The following is a 22,205-nucleotide window of genomic DNA, read 5'->3' on the forward strand; positions in this document are numbered from 1 at the left end:
GGCGGGGCGTCAGCGTCCCGGACGCCCCGTGCCGGCCGCCCGGGACGCCCGCGGCGCCCGGGACGCGAGGGTCCGCAGCGCCTCGTCGGAGGGTGATCCCGGCTCGGCCGTGTAGAGGTAGAGGGTCTGGTCGGGGTCGTCCGGGAAGGTGAGGGACTCGTACTCCAGGGCCAGTTCGCCGACGGCGGGGTGCCGGAAGCGCTTGGTGCCGTGGGTGTGCTCGAGCACGTCGTGCCCGGCCCACCAGCGCCGGAAGTCCCCGTCGAACGCGGCCAGTTCATCGACGAGGGGCCTCATCCCCGGATCGTACGGGTGCCTGCCCGCGTAGAACCGCAGCGCGGCGACGGCTCCGCGCGCGGCGCTCTCCCAGTCGGCGAAGAGCGTGCGGGCGGCGGGATCCAGGAAGAGGAACCGGGCCAGATTGCGGCGGCGTTGATCCGGTGTGCCCAACACCACTGCGCCCGAACCCGCCGTGCCCGACGCCACCGCCTCCGGCACCGCCGTGCCCGAACCCACCGTGCCCGGCACCGCCACCTCTGGCACCACCGTGCCGAAGCCGGCGTAGAGGGCCTCCGCGAGCCGGTTCGCGGCCAGGACGTCGAGCCGGCGCCCCATGATCATCGCCGGGGTGCCGTCGTCCAGGGCGTCCAGTACCCGGCAGAGGCCCGCCCGGACCCGCTGCGGGCCGGCGGTCTCCACGGGGCCGGGGGCGCCGGCCGCCGTGTCGGTGGCCCGCCCGGGCCCGGGGGCCCGCTGCGGCCGGGCCAGGTCGAAGAGGTGGGACCGCTCGGTGGCATCGAGCCGCAGCGCCCGGGCCACGGCGTCGAGGACCTCGGCGGACACGTGCAGGGTGCGCCCCTGCTCCAGCCGGGTGTAGTAGTCCACGCTGACCCCAGCGAGCTGCGCGACCTCCTCGCGCCGCAGCCCGGGCACGCGGCGCCTTCCCGGATGAGCGGCGACGCCCACCTCCTCGGGACCGATCCGGGCGCGGCGGGAACGCAGGAAGTCCCGCAGGTCGGACTGGGGCACGCGCCCGGCGGTGGCGGTCATCCCCCCAGGCTAGGCCCTGTCGTCACACTCCCGTCTGCCTCGCCCTTCGGGCGACGACGGGAGTGTGACGACAGGCCCTGGCCATCTCTTCCGGATCTTGCCCGGCCCGCGCCGCCCGGCAAGGTCCGAAAGGGCGCCTGTCGCCACGGTCCGGAAGGGCGCCCGCAAGGTCCGGAAGGGCCGGCCCGGGCGCTTCGGGATGCCGTGTCGCAGCCCCGTCACAGCGGCCCCCGTAGGTGCCGGACCCGGGCTTCCATGGCCCGATGCGCAGACACCACGTGATCATCGCCCTCACCGGCGCCGGACTCCTCGCCCTCACGGGGTGCGGCAGCGACTCCGACGCGCCGGCTCCCGGCAAGACCTCCGGCCCGGCCCCGGCCTCGACCGTGCCGAGCGCCGATCCGAGCAGCAGGCCCAGCGCCGATCCGAGTGCGGCCCGTCCCGACAGCGGCCTCCCGCCGAGCCCCGCACCCGCGCAGCGCGCCGCCTACCCGGCCGCGCTGAACCCGATCGACCCCGAGATCGTCAACGGCAAGGACGACAAGGCCGTCTCGCGCGGCCTCGACCAGTGCCAGTCGATGAAGGGCGGGAAGGACCCGGCCAAGCGAGTGGCCGGTGCGAACCAGCGCTTCATCGAACCCAACCACCCCGAGGGCTTCGGCCCCGTCAAGTCCGCCCTGATCGTCGCGGCCGTCCAGGCCAACCTCTGCCCGGCCTACTGAGTCCCTCCGAGCGTGAGGGCAGGGCCGGCCCGGCCGGCGCCTCATGCCGCCCCGTCCTCGGCGGTGGCCAGGGTGGTGAGTTCGCCATCGGACGGGCGCAGGCAGCCGGCGGCGACGTTCTCGCCGAGGTGGCTTCTGCACGCAGACCCACCGGCGCGATGCCCTGCGCCTCGGCGAGCTGGTGAGGGCGGACGTTGGACAGGCCCAGGCTAAGGCATGCCCGAATCCGATGCGCCTTTCCCGGTCTTGAAGGTGCGGAACCCGCGGCGGTGGTAGTTGGGCAGCGCGTTGGGGTTGTCGGCCGACGAGGTGTGCAGCCATACCCGGCGCACGCCCGGCACCAGTTTCCAGCCCTGCCGGATCGCGAGCGTCAGCGCATGACCGCCGAGCCCCTTCCCGGTGAACTCCGGCAGGAGCCCGAAGGTCCTGATCTCGACGTCGGCGCCCGGGTGGAGGTCGTAGCAGACCATGCCGGCGGGCTCGTCCGCCAAGGTGAGCAGCCAGCACGTCCGGTCCGGATGCGCGGCGAACCATGCCTGCCACTCCTCGGGGCCTCGGCGGGCGCTGCGCCACTGGTACGGCGCGCCGATCCTGGCCATCAGGCCGGGAACCGGCGACAGGTCCTCGCCAACGGCGACGAGCTCCAGTCCCGGGACCGGAGCACCGGGAACGAGCTGACTCGGGTCGGTCATCTCCACATACGTCACGGTCTTCGCCACCCGAGGAAGGCTACGCCCCGGGGGCAAGCGAAAAGGGACTCCGGGAGAGTTCTCCCGGAGTCCCTTTTCAGTGAAGTACCTGGTCACGTTTGGCAGGGGTGGCAGGGCTCGAACCTACGACAACCGGTTTTGGAGACCGGTGCTCTACCAACTGAGCTACACCCCTTCGGTGAGACCAACCATGTCACGGCGCACGCCGAAGATCCACTGAATTCGGGGATCAACCGCGAGGAATTTCATCCCGGGTCCGGGCTCCGGCCGACCCGAGCCAGTCGATGAGCGGGCCGTCGCCGCTGGTCAGGGCGATGTCGAGAGGGGTCAGGCCGCCGTGGCCGATCCGGTTGATGTCCGCCCCTCGAGACAACAAGTATTGAGCTGTGGACAGTTGACCCCCGTGGCAGGCCCCCCAGAAGGCTCTGGTGACCTCCTCCGGGTCCGCCCCCGCGGCGACGGATCCCTCGACCGCGGCGAGCAGTCCGAGAGCGGCCGCCTCCTGGAGGGAGGGGCGGGCGCCGAGTTCGAGGAGCCTGCGCGCCGCCCTCCACTGCCCGAAGCCGGTCGCGTCGGCCAGGGGGCCGCCGCCGCCGAGCACCGAACCCGGGGCCTCGATGTCGGCCCCGGCCTCGACGAGGGCGTCGATCGCGGTGACGTCGTCGTTGCTCGCGGCCCAGTGCAGCGGGGTTTCCCGGTGCGAGCCGACGAAGCGGGCCCCCGGATCGGCTCCGGCGGCGACGAGGGTACGGATCACCTGCGCGGTCCGCGGGTAGTGCCCGGGCCAGTCCACGGCGATGTGCAGCAGGCTCCGTTCGCCCGCCGCTTCGCCCCGCTTCAGGATCCGGCCCCCCGCCAGCCCGGGGTGCCGGGCCAGCAGCCGCCGGAGTCCGGCCAGGTCACCGTCCCGGATCGCGGCCGTGACGGCTACGGCGAGCGGGTCGTCCGATGCGAGGGAGAGCATGCGCCCAGGCTAGTACGAGGCCGAGGTCCGGAAGCACCGGTTCCTCCCACCAGGGGAGGCGGCCCCGACGGCCGTCCGGCCCCACCCCGGCTGCATTACTCCGGAACGCGCCCTCCCTCTTGCGGCCGTGGAGAACCGGATCCCGTCATGGATGCGTGGTACCGGCGAACGCGCTGGCGCTCACGCCGAATTGGGGGAAACGGTGGCATCCAGGACAAGGGCGGGAACGGCGGCACTCACAGCCGCTGTGGCCGGGACGCTGATCATGGGGACGGCCGCGGCCGGCATCCAGCCGGCACTGGCCGCGAACTCCACCGCGCAGGACACGCAGCAGGACACGTATCAGGACACGCAGGATACCCAGGACACCCAGGACACCATGGGGAGTTCGACCGGCGCGAAGCCGACGGCCGACGCGACGGTGACGCTGATCACCGGTGACCGCGTGGTCGTCGGCGGCACCGACGGCGCCGTCGTCGTCCGGATCACGCGTGGTGCGGGCCGCGAGAAGACCACCTTCTCGGTTCGGCGCGAGGCCGGGCACACGTACGTCATTCCGATGGACGCCCTGCGCCTGGTCGGCGACGGCGTCCTGGACCGGCGGCTGTTCGATGTCGCCCAGCTGGCCAGGGACGGGTACGACGACGCGCGCCGCGGCGCGCTGCCCCTGATCGTCGGCTACCGGAAGGGCGGCGCCCCGGTGGGCGCCTTCGCGACCGGTGACCCGCTCGCCCGGGTCGCGCGCGAGCGCCGTCCGCTGCCCTCCGTGGACGGCGAGGCCTTCGAGGTGCCCAAGGCCGAGACCGCGGCCCTGTGGTCGGCGGTCGTCGCCGGCACGGACGCCCGTACGCGGGGAGCCGCTCCCACCACGCCCATCGCCCACGTGTGGCTGGACGGCAAGGTCCGCGCCGCCCTCGACACGAGCGTGCCGCAGATCGGCGCGCCCGTCATGTGGAAGGCGGGCTACACCGGCAAGGGCGTCAAGGTGGCGGTCCTGGACACGGGCGTCGACCAGGACCACCCCGACCTCAAGGGCGTCGAGGTCGCCGAGAAGAACTTCAGCGACTCCCCCGACTCCCTCGACCGGTTCGGGCACGGCACCCACGTGGCCTCCACCGTCGCCGGGACCGGCGCGCGCTCGGGCGGCCGGTACAAGGGCGTGGCGCCCGGGGTGCGGCTCCTGGACGGCAAGGTCATCAACGACGACGGCTGGGGATCCGAGTCGGGCATCATCAGCGGCATGCAGTGGGCCGTCGACCAGGGCGCGAAGATCGTCAACATGAGCCTCGGGGGCCAGGACGACCCGGGCGTGGACCCGAAGGAGGCGGCGGTCGCCCGCCTCTCCGCCAAGGCCCTCTTCGTGATCAGCGCGGGCAACAGCGGCGACCGGCCCGGGACCATCGGCTCGCCCGGAAGCTCCCCGGCGGCGCTCACGGTCGGCGCGGTCGACAAGCAGGACCGGATCGCGGACTTCTCCAGCCGCGGCCCGACGGCCGACGGGGTGTCCAAGCCGGACATCACCGCTCCGGGCGTCGACATCATGGCCGCCCTGAGCACGCACGGCTGGAACCCCGACGACAAGAGCTACACCACCCTGTCGGGCACGTCGATGGCCGCCCCGCACGTCGCGGGCGCCGCCGCCCTGGTGCTCCAGCAGCACCCCACCTGGAGCGGCGCCCAGCTCAAGGCGCTGCTCACCGGATCCGCCCGGCCCGACCCGGCGCTGGGCGCCTCCGACCAGGGCTCCGGCCGGGTCGACCTGGCACGGGCCGCCACGGCCGTCGTCGTCTCCGAGTCCGGCTCGCTCGACTTCGGTACGCGGCTCTGGCCGCACACCGACGACAAGCCGGTCGGCAGGTCCCTCACCTACCGCAACTACGGCACCAAGCCCGTCACCCTCAAGCTGAGCACGACCACGACCGGCCCCGGGGGCGGCCCGGCCCCGGCGGGGATGTTCACCGTCAAGGACGCCCAGCTCACCGTCCCCGCCGGGGGCACCGCGACCACCACCGTCACCGTCGACACCCGCAAGGGCACGGCCGACGGCACGTTCGGCGGCAGCGTACGGGCCGATGGCGGCGGCCAGTCGGTGCGCACCGGCATGGTGGTCGTCCGCGAGGTGGAGTCGTACGACGTCGTCCTGCGGCACACCGATGTCGACGGCGCGGCTCCGTCGGGCTACGCCAGCGTGCTCACCAAGATCGACCGGGAGGTGCCGGGACGCATCGAGTTCCCGGTCGTGCCGGGCGGGACCGTGGTGAAGCGGATACCCAAGGGCGACTACCAGTTGGAGAGCGTCGTCTACGGCGCGGGCGGCCGGATGGCCGTCTTCGTCCAGCCGGTCGTGAAGGTGACCGCGAAGACCACGATCGCGCTCGACGCCCGCAAGGCCAAGCCGTTGGCCGTCACCACCCCGGATCCGGCAGCACGGCTGGTCGGCGGCACCCTCGGGTACACCGATCCGAACGCGCGGGTGGGCAGCTCCTGGACCTTCGACGGACAGACACAGGTCCGCACCGCCGCGCTCGGCACGACGAGCACCCGCATGCAGGCGCAGTTCAACGGGTTGTGGAAGAACCCCGGTGCGGCCGGCAAGAACGTCGACTACCGGCTCGCCTTCAACCGCACGGGCAGCCTGTTCACCGGCCTCACCAAGACCGTCACCCGGGCCGAGGTCGCCGAGTTGAAGCTCGGCTTCGCGGCGTCCGTCACCGGGGCGAAGGGCCTGATCTGGATGACGCCCTACGACGTGACCGGCACGTCCGCCTTCGGCATGCGCGACCCCATCGAGCAGGACCTGCCGATGTCCGGCACCCAGTACGTCAGCGCCATCGGGGTCCGCTGGACCTGGAACGTGTACCAGCTCAACGCCCAGGGTGACTCGCGCCTGGGCTACGACACCGACCTCGTCACCTACAAGCCGGGCGGCAGCAAGGCCGTGAAGTTCAACTTCGGCGTGGTCGGCCCCAGCATGGAGAGCGGGTTCCAGGGGGTCGGCGTCCACCGGACCGGCGACAACATCTACGCCAACCTCCGGCTGTTCAACGACGGCAGCGGCCACGTGGGCGGCTCGTACGTCACCGGGGGCTTCACCCGGCTGGAGTCCGGCGGCAAGGTCATCGCCGAGGGGGCGGACAGCGGCCAGGTCAACGCAGACGTTCCGGCCGGCTCGGCGGCCTACCGCCTGAGCGCGGAGTCGAGCCGCTCCCCCCTGGACACCACGACGAGTACGAAGGTGGCCGCGGCCTGGACGTTCACCTCGGCCCGGCCTCCCACGGACGAGTCGGTCCGGCTGCCGCTGTCCACGGTGCGGCTCTCCCCGACGCTGAGCCTGCGCGGGACGGCGCGGGTGGGCGCCGCCCTGAAGGTTCCGCTGCACCTGGGCGGGCCGGCCGCGGGGGCCGGGCAGGTCGCCGCACTGACCGTCCGGGTCTCCTTCGACGAGGGGAAGACCTGGAGGCTCCTCGCGGTGGCGACCGACGCGAAGGGGGCCAGCTCGGTGGTCGTGCAGCACCCGGCGACGGCCAAGTCCGTGTCCTTCCGGGTGTACCTGAGGGACAAGGCCGGCAACACCGTGTGCGAGACGATCACGAACGCCTACCGGCTCGTGCCGTGAGGTGACCGCAGCACCGGTCCGTCCAGCCTGACGTGACCGTGGCGAACACGGTGGGCCCCGCCGGCGGCGGGGCCCACCCGCGTTTGCCCACCACGTTTCACCCCGCCCCCTTGACCCGCTGTGGTCCAGACCAATAGTTTCCGCATGCACAGCGCACGCGCCCCGGCACCACTCACCGCATCCGCAAAGGAAGCCCATGCGCCGCAGCATGCTCGGCAGGCTGGCCATTGCCGCCTGCTCCCTCTCCCTGCTGACCGCCTTCGCCCCCGCCCACGACGGGGGCGGCCACGACGGCTCCGACCGGGGCCGCTCGTACAAGAGGGTCGGTTACTTCACCCAATGGGGCGTCTACGGACGGGACTTCCAGGTCCAGGACCTGGAGAAGAACGGCAGCGCGAGCAAGCTCACGCACATCAACTACGCCTTCGGCAACATCAGCGCGGACGGCAAGTGCTTCACCGGCAACGTCCCCGGTGAAGCCGACGCCTGGGCGGACTACGTCCGTCCGCTGGACGCCGAGAACTCGGTGGACGGCGTCGCCGACGACTGGGTGCAGCCGCTCGCCGGCAACTTCAACCAGCTCCGCGAGCTCAAGGCCAAGCACCCGGACCTCAAGGTCCTGATCTCCCTGGGTGGTTGGAGCTGGTCCACGCACTTCTCGGACGCCGCGCTCACCCCGGCCTCGCGCAAGGCCCTCGTGTCCTCCTGCATCGACCTGTACATCAAGGGCAACCTCCCGCAGGACGGCAGCCGCGGCGGCGCCGGTTCGGCCGCCGGGATCTTCGACGGGATCGACCTCGACTGGGAGTGGCCCGGCTCCTCGGGCGACGCCGACACCACCTTCCGCCCCGAGGACAAGAAGAACTTCACGGCGCTGGTGAGCGAGTTCCGCACGCAGCTCGACGACTACGCCCGCAGCCAGAAGCGGAAGGCGAAGTACGAGCTGTCCGCCTTCGTCCCGACCGCCCCCGCCAAGATCGACGCGGGCTTCGACGTCCGCCGGATCATGCGCGACCTCGACTTCGTGACCCTCCAGGGCTACGACTTCCACGTCTCCGGCGAGGCGACCACCGCCCAGCAGTCCGCGCTGTACGCGAGGAACGACTTCAGCGTCGACGGCACCGTGGACGCCTGGGAGCGGCGCGGCGCGCCCGCGCACAAGCTCGTGATGGGCATGCCGTTCTACGGGCAGGGCTGGACCGGCGTCAGCGGCGGCGGGGACGGCATGGGGCAGCCCGCGACGGGCCCGGCTCCGGCCGCCTGGGCAAACGGGTACGCGGACTACAAGGAGCTCAAGCAGCTCGCGGCGTCCGGCAGTTACAAGCTCCACCGGGACCGTCGCAACGGCAGCGCCTGGCTCTTCGACGGCACCACCCTGTGGACGTACGACGACCCGCAGGTGCTGCGCACCAAGACCCGGTACATCCGCGAAGAGGGCCTCGGCGGCGCGATGTTCTGGTCACTGGACGCGGACACCGCCGACGGTGAGCTGATGACCGCGGTCGACGAGGGCCTGCGCGGCCGCTGACGGCCCCGCCCCCGAACAGCGCCGCCGGGCCGCGGAAAACGACCCGTCCCGGCGGCGCCCCAACCCTTACGCTCCCCCGCATGAAGACGAAGACGGTACGGGCGGTCAACGCGCTCACTTCCCGCTGGGCCGGGCAGGCGGCGGCTGACGGCACGGGCACGGTGTTCACGGCGGCCGGGCTCTGGCCGCTGCTGGCCCTCCTCGCGGACGGCGCCGACGGCCCGGCCCGCACCGAACTGGCCGACGCCCTCGGCATACCCGCCGACACCGCGGCCGAAGCCGCCCGGGAGCTGCTGACCGCCCTGGACGGCGTACGGGGCCTGCGCGCCGCCACCGGCGTGTGGGCGCGGCGGGACCTCCCGCTGGAGGAGGCGTGGTCGGCCCGGCTCCCCGCCGGGACCCGGTCGGTCCTGACCGGAGACGAGGACGCCGACCGCAAGGCCCTGGACGCCTGGGCGGCCGAGCGCACCGGCGGCCTCGTCGAGCAGATGCCGGTGGAGGTCGGTCCGCACGTCGACCTGGTCCTCGCCTCCGCGCTCGCGCTGAACCTGACCTGGGAGCAGCCCTTCTCCGAGCGGCGGGTGCAGCCGCCCCACGGCCCGTGGACCGGCCGCTCCCTGCGCGGACTGGCCGTCACCCACGCCCTCCCCGAGCGGATCCGGGTGGCCCGGGGACCCTCCGGCCCGGTCACCCTGCTGTCCGTACCCGGTGCGCCGGGCGCCCACGGCGTGGACGTGCACCTGCTGCTCGGCGAGCCCGGGACCGCGCCGGGAGACGTCCTGACCACCGGGATCGCCGAGGTCACCGGCGCGCTGGCCTCCTCGACCGCGAGCGGGCTTCCCGACGGCGCCGCCGGTCCCGGGCTGTCGCTCCGCACAGTGGACTCGACCAGCCCCGACCCCGTGGTCCGGATCGGCACGGTGGCCTTCGACATCCGCGCCGAGCACGACCTGCTGCGGCACTGCGGGCTGTTCGGGCTCACCTCCGCGGCCGCCCGGCCCGGCCACTTCCCCGGCATCTCCCGCGTCCCGCTGGCCGTCGGCTCGGCCCGCCAGTCGGCCGTGGCCCGCTTCCACGCCGAGGGGTTCGAGGCCGCGGCCGTCACCGCCGTCGGCATGTTCCGCGGGGCCGCGAGCGTCCGGTCGTACCGGGTCCGGCAGGCCGATCTCGAGGTGGACCGGCCCTTCGGCTTCCTCGCCGTCGACCGGGAGTCCGGTCTCGTGCTGTTCGCGGGCTGGGTCACCGACCCCGATACCCTCCTCTGATGACTTCCGACAAGATCACCGCGGCCGATTCCGGCACCTGGCTGCTCGGCGACCTCCCGGTCCGCCGCATCGGGTTCGGCGCGATGCGCCTCACGCACCTCGCCGACGGCTCCCCCAGCGACCGGGACCGGGTGACCGGGGTGCTGAGGCGGGCCGTCGAACTGGGCGTGAACCACATCGACACCGCCGCCTTCTACTTCTCCGCGACCCGCTCCGCCAACGAGCTCATCAACCGGGCCCTCGCCCCGTACGCCGACGAGCTGGTCATCACCACGAAGGTCGGGCCGGGCCGCGACGCCGCCGGCGACTGGTGGTGGGCCACGCCCGGGCAGCTGCGCGGGCAGGTCGAGGAGAACCTGCGCCAGCTCGGCCGCGACCACCTGGAGGTGGTCAACCTGCGCGTCCCGCGCCAGGCGGAGAGCGGTTCGATCGCCGAGCACTTCGGCGCCCTCGCCGAGCTGCGCACGGCCGGGCTGATCCGGCACCTGGGCGTGTCCAATGTACGGCCGGACCACCTAGCCGAGGCGCGGGCCATCGCGCCCGTGGTCTGCGTGCAGAACGCGTACGGGATCGGTTCGCCGGCCGAGGAGCACGCCTTCCTCGACGCGTGCGGCGAGCAGGGCATCGCCTTCGTCCCCTTCTTCGCGATCGCGGGCGCGGGCAAGGAGGCCGGAGGGGTGACCGAGGAGGGCCCGGCGGTACGCGATCTCGCGCGGGCCCACGGCGTGTCCCCGGCCCAGCTCCGCCTGGCGTGGACCCTGAGCCGGGGCGCGCACGTCCTGGCCATCCCCGGCACCGGGAACCCGGAGCACCTGGCCGAGAACGTCGCCGCCGGCGCGCTGCGGCTGTCGGCCGGGGAGAGCGCCCTGCTCGAAGCCGCGTAGCCGGGCGACGGGGACCCGCTCCCTACCAGTCGTGGACCGAGCCGTCGGCGAGGGTGTTGACCGGCAGGTACTTGCGCTCGTACGGGAAGCGGGCCGCGGCCTCCTCGTCGAATTCGACGCCGATGCCGGGGGCGTCGCCGGGGTGCATGAGGCCGTCCTCGAAGGTCCAGGAGGTGGTGAACACCTCCTGGTAGGGCGGCAGGTGCTCCATGTACTCCTGCATCCCGAAGTTCTGGACGGAGAGGTCCACGTGCAGCGCGGCGGCGAAGGAGACCGGCGAGAGGTCTCCGGCGCCGTGCGAGCCGGAGCGGATCCCGTACAGCTCGGCGAGCGAGAAGATCTTGCGGAGGTGGCTGATCCCGCCCGCGTGGGAGACCGAGGTGCGGATGTAGTCGATCAGCCGCTCGGTGATCAAGTGCTGGCAGTCCCAGATGGAGTTGAAGATCTCGCCCACGGCCAGCGGGGTGGTGGTGTGCTGCCGGATGAGGCGGAAGGCCTCCTGGTCCTCGGCCGGGGTCGGGTCCTCGATCCAGAACATCCGGAAGGGTTCGAGGGACTTGCCCAGGTGCGCGGCCTCGATCGGGGTCAGCCGGTGGTGGACGTCGTGCAGGAGGTGGAAGTCGTAGCCGAACCTCTCCCGTACGGCGGCCATTTTCCGGGGCACCCAGTCCAGGTACTTGCCGGTGTCCCAGCACTCCTCCGAGGGCAGTTCGCCGTCGGCCGGCTCGTAGGTGTTCCCGTCGCCCTTGCGCATGCCGTAGACCTTGGCGACGCCGGGCACGGCCGCCTGGGCCCGGACGGCGCGGAAGCCGCGGTCACGGAACTTCGCGACGTCGTCGAGGAGTTGGGGGATGTCGTTGCCGCTGGCGTGGCCGTAGACGGTGACCCCCTCGCGGGCGGCGCCGCCGAGGAGCTGGTAGACGGGGAGCCCGGCGACCTTGCCCTTGATGTCCCACAGGGCCACGTCGACCGCGGCGATGGCGGTCATGGTGACCGGGCCGCGCCGCCAGTAGGCGCCCTTGTAGAGGTACTGCCAGATCCGCTCGATCGCCGCCGGGTCCTTGCCGATGAGCAGCGGGCAGACGTGGTCCTCCAGGTAGGAGGCGACGGACAGCTCGCGGCCGTTGAGGGTGGCGTCGCCGATGCCGGTGACCCCGTCGGAGGTGGTGATCTTGAGGGTGACGTAGTTCCGGCCGGGGCTGCTGACGATGACCTTGGCTTCGACGATCGTGCTCGTGGTGGTGCTCGTGCTGGTGCTCATGGTGGTGTTTCCTCGCTTCTTCGAGAGGGGGGACGGGATCAGGAGGAGGGGACCGGGAGCGGCTCGACCTTCTTGATCACCAGGCCGTACGAGAGGGCGCCGACGACGGCGAGGGCTCCGGAGAGGGCCAGGGCGAACATGAAGGACCCGGTGGCCGCGACGATCGCTCCGGTGATGATCGGGCCGAGGAACCCGGCGATGTTGGAGGCGAAGTTCTGGATGCCGGCGAGGGAGGAGACCTGGCCGGGCTCGGGAGCGACGTCGGCCGGCAGCGAGGCCACCGAGGCGCCGGCGAAAGCGAGCGAGGCGCAGCAGACGGAGAGCAGCGCGATCATGCCGGCCGCGTTCTCGACGAAGACGGCGGGAGCGATGGCGGAGGCGCCGGTCATGCCCGCCACCAGGCAGGTCTTGCGGGCCCGGTTGACGCTCCAGCCGCGCTTGAGGAGGGAGTCGGCGACGGCTCCGCCGCCGAGGCTGCCGCCGATGGCGATGAAGCCCGGGATCATTCCGAAGAGGCCGAGTTCGGCGAGGTTGAAGCCGCGGTCCTTGACGAGGAAGGCGGGGAACCAGGTGATGAAGAAGAAGTTGGTGTAGTTGAGGCAGAAGAAGCCGATCATCATGCCCCAGACCGTGCGGTATCGGAACAGCTGACTCCACTTCACCTTCGAGACGGTGGTGCTGCCGTCCTCGTTCACGTCCTCCAGGCGCGCCCCGCCCTTGCGGATGTAGTCGAGTTCGGCCGCCGTGGCCTTCGGGTGGTTCTGCGGGTCGTGGTAGGCCTTCCACCAGAGCAGGACCCATCCGATCGCGAGCGCGCCCGCGACGTAGAAGGCCACGCGCCAGCCCGCCCAGGCGATGAGCGCCGTGATGATCGGGAGCGAGATGACCGCGCCGATCCGGGAGCCGGAGTCCCAGATCGCGTTGCCCATCGTGCGCTCGTGCTTGGGGAACCAGCGGGAGACCACCTTGGCCGAGGCGGGGTAGGCGCTGGCCTCTCCGACGCCGAGGCCGAGGCGGGCGAGGACCAGTTCGACCGACCATCCCTCAACTTGCATGTGCCTCCCCGGTTTCCGTCGGGGAGGCACATGTCCCCCGATGCCCGAAACCACGAAGTGGCCTGATACGCTACCCACTTGCTCAGGCAGCGGTCAGGGCTTGGCCGTCACGACGCTCGTTGGAGCCAAGTGAGAAGCCCCCTCGTTCGCGAGAGGGAGGAGTCACGTAATTGAAGATGAAGGCCAGAAGGTACAGGCCCGTCACAGTTCAACACCGGTTGCTCTCGCAACCTTCGGGATGAGGCGGCGGCGCGCCCGACGCACCGCCGCCGTCCCCTTTCACCATCGACCTGGCAGTCCCCTTGACGGCCACGATGCTCGTACCGTCACCCGCCCTGCCCTGAGGATGTCTTCGCGGTGGGCGGCCACCAGGGCGGCCGTGTCGGTGAAATCGGGGATGCGTCCGGTGCCGCCGCGGCCGGACACGGAGAGGGATGCGGCCGCCATCGCGTACGCGACCGCGTCCGCTAGGCCGTCGCCCAGCGCGAGCCGGGCCGTGGCGGTGCCGGTGAAGCAGTCCCCGGCGCCGGTCGCGTCGACGGGGTCGGGATTGACCGGGACCGGCAGGTACGCCGCTGCCGTGCCGTCGTCCAGCAGCAGCCGGTCGGCGCCCGCGGTGACCGCGACCGTACGGGCGCCCAGGGCCCGGTAGCGGGCGGCGGCCTCGGCCGGGTCGTCGGTGTCGACCATGGCCAGCGCATCGGCCGGGCAGGAGGTCTTGAGCAGCCCTGTCAGCGGGGCGATGCGGGCCAGCAGCGTGCGGGCCTCGGCCCGACTGGTCAGCCGGGAGCGGAAGTTGGGGTCGTAGGAGAGGTGTCCTCCGGCTTCGTGCACGGCCTTGGCGGCGAGCAGGACGGCTTCGCGGCTGCTCGGTGACAGGGCTCCGGTGATACCGCTGGTAATGAGGGCCTTGGTGCCCGTCAGCAACTCCCGCCAGGACTCGACGTGTTCCACCGAAAGGGTGGAGCCGGCGCTGCAGGTGCGCCAGTACACGAACTCGCGGTCGCCCTCGGTGTCGGCGCAGAGCAGGTAGGCGCCGTTCGGGCGCGGGGAGCGGCGTACGTGGGAGACGTCCACGCCGAGCTCGGCCGCGCGGGCCAGCAACGGGACGCTCAGTTCGTCCTCGCCGACGACGGCGAGCAGGGCGGTGCGGGCTCCGGCGGCGACGGCGGCGGCCGCGGCGTTGAGGGCGTCCCCGGAGAAGGAGACCCGGGCGGGGGTGCCGTCGGCCGCGTCCCGCAGGGCGGTTTCGGCGTGGATCTCGACGAGGACCTCGCCGAGGACGAGGACGTCGTAGCCCTGCGGTACGGGCCCGGCCGCGGTCGCGGGCCCGGCCCCGGTCAGGGGCCCGGCCCCGGCCAGCGGCCCGGCCAGAGGTCCGGCCCCGGCCAGCGGCCCGGCCAGAGGTCCGGCCCCGGCCCCGGTCACAGCCCCGGTCACGGTCGCCGCTCCGTACCCGCGCAGTCGCCGCAGCAGGGCTGAGCGAGGGCGGCGAAGACGGCGGCCAGCTCGCCCGGGTCGGCGGGCAGGCCGCCGCCTATCCCGACGGCGGCCGCGCCGGCGGCGAGCCAGTCCCCGACCTCGCCGGGCTCGATCCCGCCGGTCGGGATGATCAGGGCGTCGGGGAGGACGGCCTTGAGGGAGCGGATGAACCGCGGGCCGCCCACGTGGGCCGGGAACACCTTCGCCGCACCGCCGGACCGGACCGCGGAGGCGATCTCGCCGGGGGTGAAGCCGCCTTCGATGAAGACGGCCCCGCGCTCCCGGGCGACCTCCCGGACCTCGGGGGCCGGGTAGGGGGAGATGAGGAAGGCGGCGCCCGCGTCGAGTGCCGTCCGCGCGGCATCGGCGGTGGTGACGGTGCCGACGCCGATGAGGGCGGGGCGCCCCTGCACGTCGGTGAGCGGCACGGTACGGGCCACCGCCTCGGCCCAGCCGGGGGTGGAGGTGGTGAGTTCGACGGCGCGGCAGCCGGCGGCGAGCAGGGCGGTGGTGTGGCGGACGGCCTCGTCCGCGTCGGCGTTGCGAAGGACCGGCAGCAGTCGCTGCGCGGTGATGGCCGCATACGGGTGACAGGACAAAGGACCCTCCATTTGTTCCACGTAGCGGAACTTGGTATCGTGTAACGGAACTTCTGATGCAGACCATACCCACCCCTGGAGATCCCTTGTCCACGGACGAAAGGCCCGAGTTCGCGGAGGCCGAAAGCACTGCCCGAGGCGGCCGGACCTCCGCCGCGGGTACGGCGCTGGAGAAGTCGATGCGGATCCTGGAGGCCGTGGCCGCACCCGGCGGCCCGCACCGGCTCACCGATGTCGTGGCCGCGGCGGCCGTGCCGAAGTCGAGCACCTTCCGCATCCTGGCCTCGCTGATCGAGCAGGGCTTCGTACGCTCCGAGGGCGAGAGCCGCTACGGCGTCGGCCCCCGGCTGCGCGGACTGTCCGCCCTGGTCAGCGGCGGGGAGCCGGCCAGCATCGAGCAGATCCTGCGGGAACTGCAGGAGGCCACCGGGCAGGCGGTCCATCTCGCCCTGCACAGCGGGGAGACCATCACCTACATCCGGAAGCTGGAGAGCGAGCAGCCCTTCCAAACGGCCTCGCGGGTCGGCATGCGGATGCCTCTGCACACGACCGCGATCGGCAAGAGCATCCTGGCCCGGCTGCCCGGGGAGGAGGCCCGCGAGCTGGTCGCCGCGGCCGGGCTGCCGCGCCGCACGCCCAGGACGCTCACCACACCTCAGGCCCTGGAGGCGGAGCTGGAAAGGGTGCGGGAGCGGGGGTTCGCCCTGGACGACGAGGAGAACGAGGCGACCATCCGCTGCATCGGCGCCGCGATCACGGACGCCCACGGCCGCCCGGTCGGCGGCGTCAGCATCACCACCGTGACCTTCCTGGTCTCCCGCAAGGAGATCGAGGCCTACGCGCCCGCGCTGCTCGCGGCCACCCGGGCCCTGGCACCGCTGCTGTAGCCCGCCACCGGGGGCCGTCAGCCGGTCAGCCGGGGTCGGCCGCGCGCCGCGAGTCCTCGGGCCGGTCGGCCGCCGGGGCCCGGCCGGCGGTCCGCGTCAGCAGTTCCCGGGCCGTCCGCAGGTGCCGGTGGCCCGGTTCCAGGACGGACTCGGCCCGCGCGAGGGCGCCGGTCAGCACCTCGGCCGCCTCGGAGGCCCGGTCCCGGGCGAGCAGGGCGCGGGCCCATTCCAGGCGGGAGTAGAACACGTGCGGGTGGTCCTCGCCGAGGACCCGGGTCCGGTCGGCGGTGAGCTCCGCCCAGGCCCCGGCCGCCTCGGCGGTGCGCCCGGCGCGGGCCGCCATCGCCGCCAGGCTCCCCCGGATGGCGAGCGTGTGCGGATCGTCCGGCCCGATCCCCCCGGCACCTTCGGCTTCGGCCAGCAGCCGCCTCAACTCGGCTTCCGCGTAGGCCGGTTCACAGGGCCGGAACCAGATCAGGCTGCGCCGGGTCGCCAGCACCTGCGGATGGCCGCCGCCGTGGACCCGTAAGCGGTCGGCCAGCAGCGCCTCCAACTGGCGTGCCGCAGCCCGGGGATCGCCGCCCTCGCCGGTGAAGTAGGCCAGCTGATGGCGGGCCGCCAGGGTGTCCGGGTGGTCGGGCCCCAGCACCTGCGCCACGTCGGCGAGCAGCTCCGCGAACTGGGCCGCGGCGGCCAGATCGTTCCCCGACTCCCCTACGAAGAAGGCCAGTTGATGCCGCGCCGCCAGGGTGTCGGGGTGCCTGGGCCCGAGCCGGCCGGCGCGCCTGCGGGCGATCCCGGCCAGATCGGCGGCGGCCCGCCGCGGCTTCCCGGAGTCCCCGATGGCGATGGCCAGCGGCAGTTCGGCGCCGGGGACCCCGCCGCGGGAGGCGAGGCCGAGGGCTTCGACGGCCCGCGCGAGACGGCCCTCCTGATGGGCGACGAGCCCCATGTCATAGGCGTCGGCGGGCTCCACCAGCGGCAGCAGCCCGCGCCACAGGTGGTCGGGCACCGGCCCGTCGCCCGGGGCGTTCAACAGGTAGTCGAATGCGGTGAGTCCGGCCCCGAAGTTGCCGATGAGCAGCCCGCTCGTGGCGTAGGCGGCGGCGCAGGCCCAGTCCATCGCCTCCGCGAACGGCTCGGGCTGGAGGTCCCCGCCGCCCCGGGCCGCCAGGTAGGGGGCGTGCAGCTCGCGCAGCCACGCGCGGCTCACCGGGCGGCGCAGTCCGGCCCGGCGGCAGTCCACCGCCGCCGCGACCACGGCGGCGCCGCGTGGATTGGCGCCCGGGGCCCAGGCGTTCTCCCAGGCCGCCAGGAGCTCCGGACCGGCCGCGAGCACCTCGGCCACCCCGAACCGCTCGCCCGCGCGCAGCGCGGCCCCGATGCGCGGATCGCCCTGGTGGGCGGCGGCCCGGCCGCGCTCCGACGCGGACCAGTGCCGGGGCAGCCTGATGACGGTGGCCTGGTGGAGCAGGTCGCGCTGGGCCCGCCAGGCGTCCCGGTCGGAGCCGGTGAGCCGGCTCTCCTCACGGGCGTCGTAGCGCCGGTACTCCTGGACCCGCATCGTCGCGATGACCACCGCCGTGCGCAGCGAGGCCAGTTGCGCGCCGCTGAGGCCGCCCGCGCCGAGGAAGTCCTCCAAGTCGTCCAGCCAGAGCACGGCGCGGCGCCGCCGCCCGGCGATCCGTACCGCTTCGGCCAGCGCGGCGCGGGAGAGCGGGCGGACGAAGGCGTGGCCGGGGTAGCGGGTGCGGGCCACCTCGTAGGCGAGCCGGGTCTTGCCCGCCGTGGACTCCCCCACCACGAGGACGAAACGGGTCCGCTCCAGGGCGGCGCGCAGCCCCGGTTCGGCGTCGCGGCGGATGTACGCGGGCGGGGCCGCGGCGGTCTCCGCCGGGTGGGCTCCGGCCAGTTCGGGACGGTCCACGTGGCGCAGCAGCGGGATCCTGCCCGCCGCCGTGCGCAGCACCTCCCCGGCGGGCCGGGGGTCGGCATCCTCCCCCCTAGGGTGCGTCTTTCGGGTCAGGCCGGGCCCGCGCTGACCCGAAAGACACACCCTGGGCCGCATCCGCTCGGCGGCCAGTCCGAACAGCGTGGTGACGGCCGCGCCGATCCCGGCGGCCCAGGGCCCCGAGGTCCACACCGCCGCCAACGCCACCGCACCTGCTCCGAGCCCTACCGAACCGAGGTATCCGGCCCAGCCCCGCGCCCGGCCGGATCCCCTGAAGAGCAACGCCGGCATGCCGCCCCCAACACGTCCCGTGGGAGCCCCATTGTCACCCCGTACCCGGTCGGCGTAACCCCAACGGAGCTACTGCGCTGGGATGTTCGTCAGTACGTGACGAAGACGCGGCGGGCCGGGCCGTCCACCCGGATCCGGCCCCCGACGGGAATCACCAGCTGCGGGTCGGTGTGCCCGAGGTCCACGTCGAAGACGGCCATGGTGTCGGGGGCGTACTCGCCGAGGGCCCGCAGGACCGCCTCGCGCTGCTCGTGGCGGTAGCGCTCCCGGCTCTCGGTGTCGAAGGGCTTCTCGAAGGACCAGCTCTTCGCCCGGCCCATCAGGAGGGCGGGGAACTGCCGCAGCAGTCCGCGCTCGCCCATGCTGCGCAGGATCCAGTAGACGTCCTGGGCGCGCGGCATGTCCTCCGAGGTCTCCAGGAAGAGCACCTCACCCGCGTGCTCCTCGACGGGCCGTACGATGCGGTCGGCCATCAGGAGCCAGGAGATGATCTCCAGGTTGCCGCCCCAGCTGTTGCCCTGAACCACCCGGTCGGCGTTGTGCCAGGTCCAGCCCTTGGCCGGTTCGAGATCCGGTTCGGCGTCGAAGGTGCGGGGGTCCTCCCAGGGGCCGTTGACGTCCCCGCTGGCGCCCGCGGCGGTCAGCTCGTACTCGCCCGAAGTGAACAGCGCCGCCCGCAGGGACCCGGCCGTCAGCGGATGCAGGGCGCCGGGCCGTCCCAGCTCGACCATCACCGAGCTCCCGTGATAGCCGACCAGCCCGAGGTCCCTCAGGTGCAGGAGCAGGTTGGTGTTGTCGCTGTAGCCGATGAACGGCTTGGGGTGGGCGCGCAGGAGCTCGGCGTCGAGGTGCGGGAGCACCGTGATCTGGTCGTCGCCGCCGATGGTGGCGAACACGGCCTTGATCTCGGGGTCGGCGAAGGCGGCGTGCAGGTCGGCGGCCCGCTCCTGCGGGCTCGCGCCCATCTTCCGGGTGGTCGGATACTCCACCGGTTCCAGCCCGAACTCCTCCCGGAGCCGGCGCAGGCCCAGCTCGTAGGGCTGCGGGAAGAGCGCGGGCAGACCGGCCGAAGGCGAGAGCACCGCGACGCGGTCTCCGGGGCGGGGCTTGGCGGGGTAGCGAGGATCCGTCATCGCCTGATCTTAGGAGCGGGCCCGGCCGCCACCGTAGGGGTTTTCCGCACCCCTCCCCTTCCCTAAAATTCCCTATCACGCCGCATCGGCACTCCTTGGGGTAGGATCCAGATGTATGAGTGACGAAGGACGTGAGCTGTACTCGGTCGGCGAGGTCGCCGAGCTGCTCGGGCTGCACGTGCGCACCGTCCGCAACTACGTGCGCGACGGCCGGCTGAAGGCCGTCCGGATCGGCAAGCAGTACCGGATCAGCCGGGCGGACTTCGAGGCCCTGACCAGCCTCCCCGACCCGGGCGCCAAGGATCCCTCCGCCGCCGGGGCGACGCCGCGGCGGCACCTGGAGGTGTCGAGCATCGTGCAGATCGACGCGATCGGCCCCGACGCGGCGAACCGGCTCGCGAACCTCGTCACGGCGAGCGCGCAGTCCCCGCGGGCGACCCCGGCCGCGCTGCGCGTCCAGACGGTCTACGACAGGGAGCGGGCCCGCATGAAGATCGTGATCCTCGGAGACGCCGCCACCACCGCCGATCTGCTGCAGCTGGTCGACGGGGTGCTCGGCCCGGGCAACGGCATGGGGAACGACCTGGACCACGACGCGGAGCCGGTGCACCGTGGCTGACCTCCTGGTGGAACACCACGGCGTTCCGGTCCTGGTCTGCGCCGCCGACGGACCGCCGGTCGCCACCGAGCAGGACGCGCTCGACCAGCTGATCGGCGGCGCCTTCTACCGGACCGACATCGTCGCCGTCCCGGTGGAGCGGCTGGACGCCGGATTCTTCGACCTGCGCACCGGGCTCGCCGGGGCGATCATGCAGAAGTTCGTGAACTACCGGGTCCGCCTGGTGGTCGTGGGCGACCTCTCGCGCCACCTGGGGGAGAGTTCGGCCCTGCGCGATCTCGTACGGGAGTCGAACGAGGGCCGCCACATCTGGTTCCTGCCCGATCTCGACGCCCTGGCCGCCCGGCTCGCCCCGGCCGGGGAGGCTCCTGATCGCGCATCCGCAAAACCGTCCGGCGGATAAGCGTTATCAAAGTCCCCCTCGACGGTCTCCCAGGTATTGGGCATCATCGAGCGCCGGTACGGACAGGGACTTTTCTATGAGCACTCAGCACACGGCAGCGCTGGTCGCCGCGGCCCGCGCGGGCGATCCCCGCGCTCAGGACGACCTGGTCAGCGCCTATCTGCCGCTGGTCTACAACATCGTCGGGCGAGCCCTGAACGGCTCCGTCGACGTGGACGACGTGGTCCAGGACACGATGCTGCGGGCACTCGACGGGCTGGGCGGCCTGCGCGACGACCACAGCTTCCGGTCCTGGCTGGTGGCGATCGCCATGAACCGGGTGCGCGCCCACTGGCAGGCCCGCCGGAGCGCCCCCGGCGAGAGCGGACTGGAAGCGGCCTGGGAGCTCGCCGATCCCGGTGCGGACTTCGTGGACCTGACCGTCGTACGGCTCCAGCTGGAGGGCCAGCGCCGCGAGACGGCCCGTGCCACGCGCTGGCTGGAGCCCGACGACCGGGCGCTGCTGTCGCTGTGGTGGCTGGAGTGCGCCGGGGAGCTGACCCGCGCGGAGATGGCGCACGCGCTGGAACTGTCCGCGCAGCACACGGCGGTACGGGTCCAGCGGATGAAGGCCCAGCTGGAGGCGGCCCGCGTGGTGGAGCGGGCGCTGGGCGCCCAGCCGCCCTGCGAGGACCTGCGGGTGGTGGTGGCGAGCTGGGACGGCCTGCCCTCCGCGCTGTGGCGCAAGCGCATAGCCCGGCACGCCCGCGCGTGCCTGCGGTGCGGCGGGCTGTGGAACGGCCTGGTCCCGGCCGAAGGACTGCTGGCCGGGCTGGCGCTGCTGCCGGTTTCGGCGGCGCTGCTCGCGGGCGTACGGGCGGCCACGGACCCCGGCTTCACCTCCGCGGGCCTGGCCACCACCGCTTCGGCGTACGACGCGGGCGGCTCCTTCGCCCCGGGCGCCGGCCCCTCCGACGCGGGCGGCTCCTTCGCCCCGGGCGCCGGCCCCTCCGACGGCGGCGGGGCGCAGTTCGCACCGGCGGGCGTCCCCGGGGACGGGCGCGCCTCGCTGCGCAGGCAGCGGCGCACCCGCGGCCGGCGCCGGGTGATCGGCGGCGCGGTGCTCGCCGCCTGTGTCGTGGGAGGCGGGGTGACCTACCTCGCCACCCGGCCCGACGCCGCCTCCCCCGAGGCGCCCGCGGCGGCGCTCGTGGCTCCGGAGTCGGGGACCGCGCTGCCCCCGGAGCCGGCCTCCCCCACCCCGAGCCCCTCGGCGTCCGCCTCCGCGACGGCCTCGCCGAGCCTGAGCCCGAGCCCGACTCCGAGCCCGACTCCGAAGCCGACCCCCACGCCCACCCCGAAGCCGAGCCCGAAGTCCACCCCGCCGAAGAGCCCCGCTCCGGCCCCGCCGGGCGGCAGCACCGTCTCCCAGGTGATATCCCTGGTCAACTCCGAGCGCGCGAAGGCCGGCTGCGGGCCGCTCAAGGACGACGCGAAGCTGCGTACGGCCGCCCAGGGCCACTCCGACGACATGGCGCGGCGGGACTTCTTCTCGCACACCAACCCGGACGGCGCGGACCCGGGCCGACGGACCACCGCCGCCGGGTACCGCTGGTCCACCTACGGGGAGAACATCGCGAAGGGGCAGCGGACCGCGGTCTCCGTCATGGATTCCTGGATGAACAGCCAGGGCCACCGCGAAAACATCCTCAACTGCGCCTTCAAGGACATCGGCGTGGGCATCCACCAGGGCGACGGCGGCCCGTGGTGGACGCAGAACTTCGGTGCCCGGATGTGACCCTCCCG

The 22,205-nt window shown here is 73.2% G+C and carries 18 protein-coding genes and 1 tRNA gene; 9 read left to right on the plus strand and 10 right to left on the minus strand.

Going from position 1 to position 22,205, the window contains the following annotated elements:
* Positions 1–9 precede the first annotated feature (9 nt).
* On the minus strand, positions 10–1,050 hold the full coding sequence (locus MTF69_RS08530) for a helix-turn-helix domain-containing protein (RefSeq protein ID WP_243332172.1): 1,041 nt from the start codon (positions 1,048–1,050) through the stop codon (positions 10–12).
* Positions 1,051–1,313: 263 nt separating this feature from the next.
* On the opposite strand from MTF69_RS08530, the gene MTF69_RS08535 reads away from it, so the two are divergent.
* Positions 1,314–1,772, plus strand: coding sequence for a hypothetical protein (locus MTF69_RS08535; protein WP_243332174.1), 459 nt, complete (start codon positions 1,314–1,316; stop codon positions 1,770–1,772).
* A gap of 209 nt (positions 1,773–1,981) precedes the next feature.
* On the opposite strand, the gene MTF69_RS08540 is transcribed toward MTF69_RS08535, so the two are convergent.
* The 3 genes from MTF69_RS08540 to MTF69_RS08550 all read right to left on the minus strand — a co-directional run bounded on the left by MTF69_RS08540 (position 1,982) and on the right by MTF69_RS08550 (position 3,446).
* Positions 1,982–2,491 (minus strand): GNAT family N-acetyltransferase, encoded by a 510-nt coding sequence (locus MTF69_RS08540; protein WP_243332176.1) that lies wholly within the window; start codon positions 2,489–2,491, stop codon positions 1,982–1,984.
* A 90-nt stretch (positions 2,492–2,581) separates the two neighbouring features.
* Positions 2,582–2,657: transfer RNA gene (locus MTF69_RS08545), tRNA-Trp, on the minus strand.
* Positions 2,658–2,711: 54 nt separating this feature from the next.
* Entirely contained in the window at positions 2,712–3,446 is a 735-nt protein-coding gene (locus tag MTF69_RS08550) for an ankyrin repeat domain-containing protein (RefSeq protein WP_243332178.1), read from the minus strand.
* Positions 3,447–3,711: 265 nt separating this feature from the next.
* Between MTF69_RS08550 and MTF69_RS08555 the strand changes: the two genes are divergently transcribed.
* The 4 genes from MTF69_RS08555 (at position 3,712) to MTF69_RS08570 (ending at position 10,739) form a co-directional block, all read left to right on the plus strand.
* Positions 3,712–7,062, plus strand: a complete 3,351-nt coding sequence (locus MTF69_RS08555) for a S8 family serine peptidase (RefSeq protein ID WP_243332180.1) — start codon at positions 3,712–3,714, stop codon at positions 7,060–7,062.
* A gap of 196 nt (positions 7,063–7,258) precedes the next feature.
* Positions 7,259–8,590 carry a glycoside hydrolase family 18 protein gene (locus MTF69_RS08560; RefSeq protein ID WP_243332181.1) on the plus strand — a complete coding sequence of 444 codons (1,332 nt, stop codon included), beginning with the start codon at positions 7,259–7,261 and terminating at the stop codon, positions 8,588–8,590.
* 80 nt (positions 8,591–8,670) lie between these two features.
* A complete protein-coding gene (locus tag MTF69_RS08565) occupies positions 8,671–9,855 on the plus strand; it encodes a serpin family protein (protein ID WP_243332184.1) in 1,185 nt (394 codons plus the stop codon).
* Positions 9,855–10,739: an aldo/keto reductase gene (locus MTF69_RS08570; protein WP_243332186.1), complete on the plus strand. Its 885-nt coding sequence runs from the start codon at positions 9,855–9,857 to the stop codon at positions 10,737–10,739. The genes MTF69_RS08565 and MTF69_RS08570 overlap by 1 nt, the downstream gene beginning before the upstream one ends.
* 22 nt (positions 10,740–10,761) lie before the next feature.
* Here the strand turns inward: MTF69_RS08570 and manD are convergent, their stop codons facing one another.
* The 4 genes from manD to MTF69_RS08590 all read right to left on the minus strand — a co-directional run bounded on the left by manD (position 10,762) and on the right by MTF69_RS08590 (position 15,136).
* Positions 10,762–12,000, minus strand: a complete 1,239-nt coding sequence (gene manD, locus MTF69_RS08575; RefSeq protein WP_243332189.1) for a D-mannonate dehydratase ManD — start codon at positions 11,998–12,000, stop codon at positions 10,762–10,764.
* A gap of 38 nt (positions 12,001–12,038) precedes the next feature.
* Complete coding sequence (locus MTF69_RS08580) at positions 12,039–13,055, minus strand: MFS transporter (RefSeq protein WP_243332191.1); 1,017 nt, start codon at positions 13,053–13,055, stop codon at positions 12,039–12,041.
* Between the two features lie 279 nt (positions 13,056–13,334).
* Positions 13,335–14,495, minus strand: coding sequence for a PfkB family carbohydrate kinase (locus MTF69_RS08585; RefSeq protein ID WP_243332193.1), 1,161 nt, complete (start codon positions 14,493–14,495; stop codon positions 13,335–13,337).
* On the minus strand, positions 14,492–15,136 hold the full coding sequence (locus MTF69_RS08590) for a bifunctional 4-hydroxy-2-oxoglutarate aldolase/2-dehydro-3-deoxy-phosphogluconate aldolase (protein WP_243332194.1): 645 nt from the start codon (positions 15,134–15,136) through the stop codon (positions 14,492–14,494). Before MTF69_RS08590 ends, MTF69_RS08585 begins: the two co-directional genes overlap by 4 nt.
* 86 nt (positions 15,137–15,222) lie before the next feature.
* Here MTF69_RS08590 and MTF69_RS08595 point away from each other — a divergent pair, with 86 nt between their 5' ends.
* Positions 15,223–16,023: an IclR family transcriptional regulator gene (locus MTF69_RS08595; protein WP_243332196.1), complete on the plus strand. Its 801-nt coding sequence runs from the start codon at positions 15,223–15,225 to the stop codon at positions 16,021–16,023.
* A gap of 25 nt (positions 16,024–16,048) precedes the next feature.
* On the opposite strand, the gene MTF69_RS08600 is transcribed toward MTF69_RS08595, so the two are convergent.
* Together MTF69_RS08600 and MTF69_RS08605 are read right to left on the minus strand one after the other, a co-directional pair.
* Positions 16,049–18,181 carry a tetratricopeptide repeat protein gene (locus MTF69_RS08600; protein ID WP_243332197.1) on the minus strand — a complete coding sequence of 711 codons (2,133 nt, stop codon included), beginning with the start codon at positions 18,179–18,181 and terminating at the stop codon, positions 16,049–16,051.
* Between the two features lie 173 nt (positions 18,182–18,354).
* The gene (locus MTF69_RS08605) at positions 18,355–19,398 is read right to left on the minus strand and encodes a S66 peptidase family protein (RefSeq protein ID WP_243332200.1); all 1,044 of its coding nucleotides are present in this window, start codon (positions 19,396–19,398) and stop codon (positions 18,355–18,357) included.
* Between the two features lie 115 nt (positions 19,399–19,513).
* On the opposite strand from MTF69_RS08605, the gene MTF69_RS08610 reads away from it, so the two are divergent.
* The 3 genes from MTF69_RS08610 (at position 19,514) to MTF69_RS08620 (ending at position 22,197) form a co-directional block, all read left to right on the plus strand.
* On the plus strand, positions 19,514–20,017 hold the full coding sequence (locus MTF69_RS08610) for a helix-turn-helix domain-containing protein (RefSeq protein WP_243332202.1): 504 nt from the start codon (positions 19,514–19,516) through the stop codon (positions 20,015–20,017).
* The gene (locus MTF69_RS08615; RefSeq protein WP_243332203.1) at positions 20,010–20,420 is read left to right on the plus strand and encodes a DUF4180 domain-containing protein; all 411 of its coding nucleotides are present in this window, start codon (positions 20,010–20,012) and stop codon (positions 20,418–20,420) included. Before MTF69_RS08610 ends, MTF69_RS08615 begins: the two co-directional genes overlap by 8 nt.
* A 76-nt stretch (positions 20,421–20,496) precedes the next feature.
* Entirely contained in the window at positions 20,497–22,197 is a 1,701-nt protein-coding gene (locus MTF69_RS08620) for a sigma-70 family RNA polymerase sigma factor (protein WP_243332206.1), read from the plus strand.
* The last annotated feature ends 8 nt before the right edge of the window (positions 22,198–22,205 follow it).

This window comes from Streptomyces sp. AP-93, from assembly GCF_022808175.1.
In the GTDB taxonomy this organism is placed as follows: Bacteria; Actinomycetota; Actinomycetes; order Streptomycetales; family Streptomycetaceae; genus Streptomyces.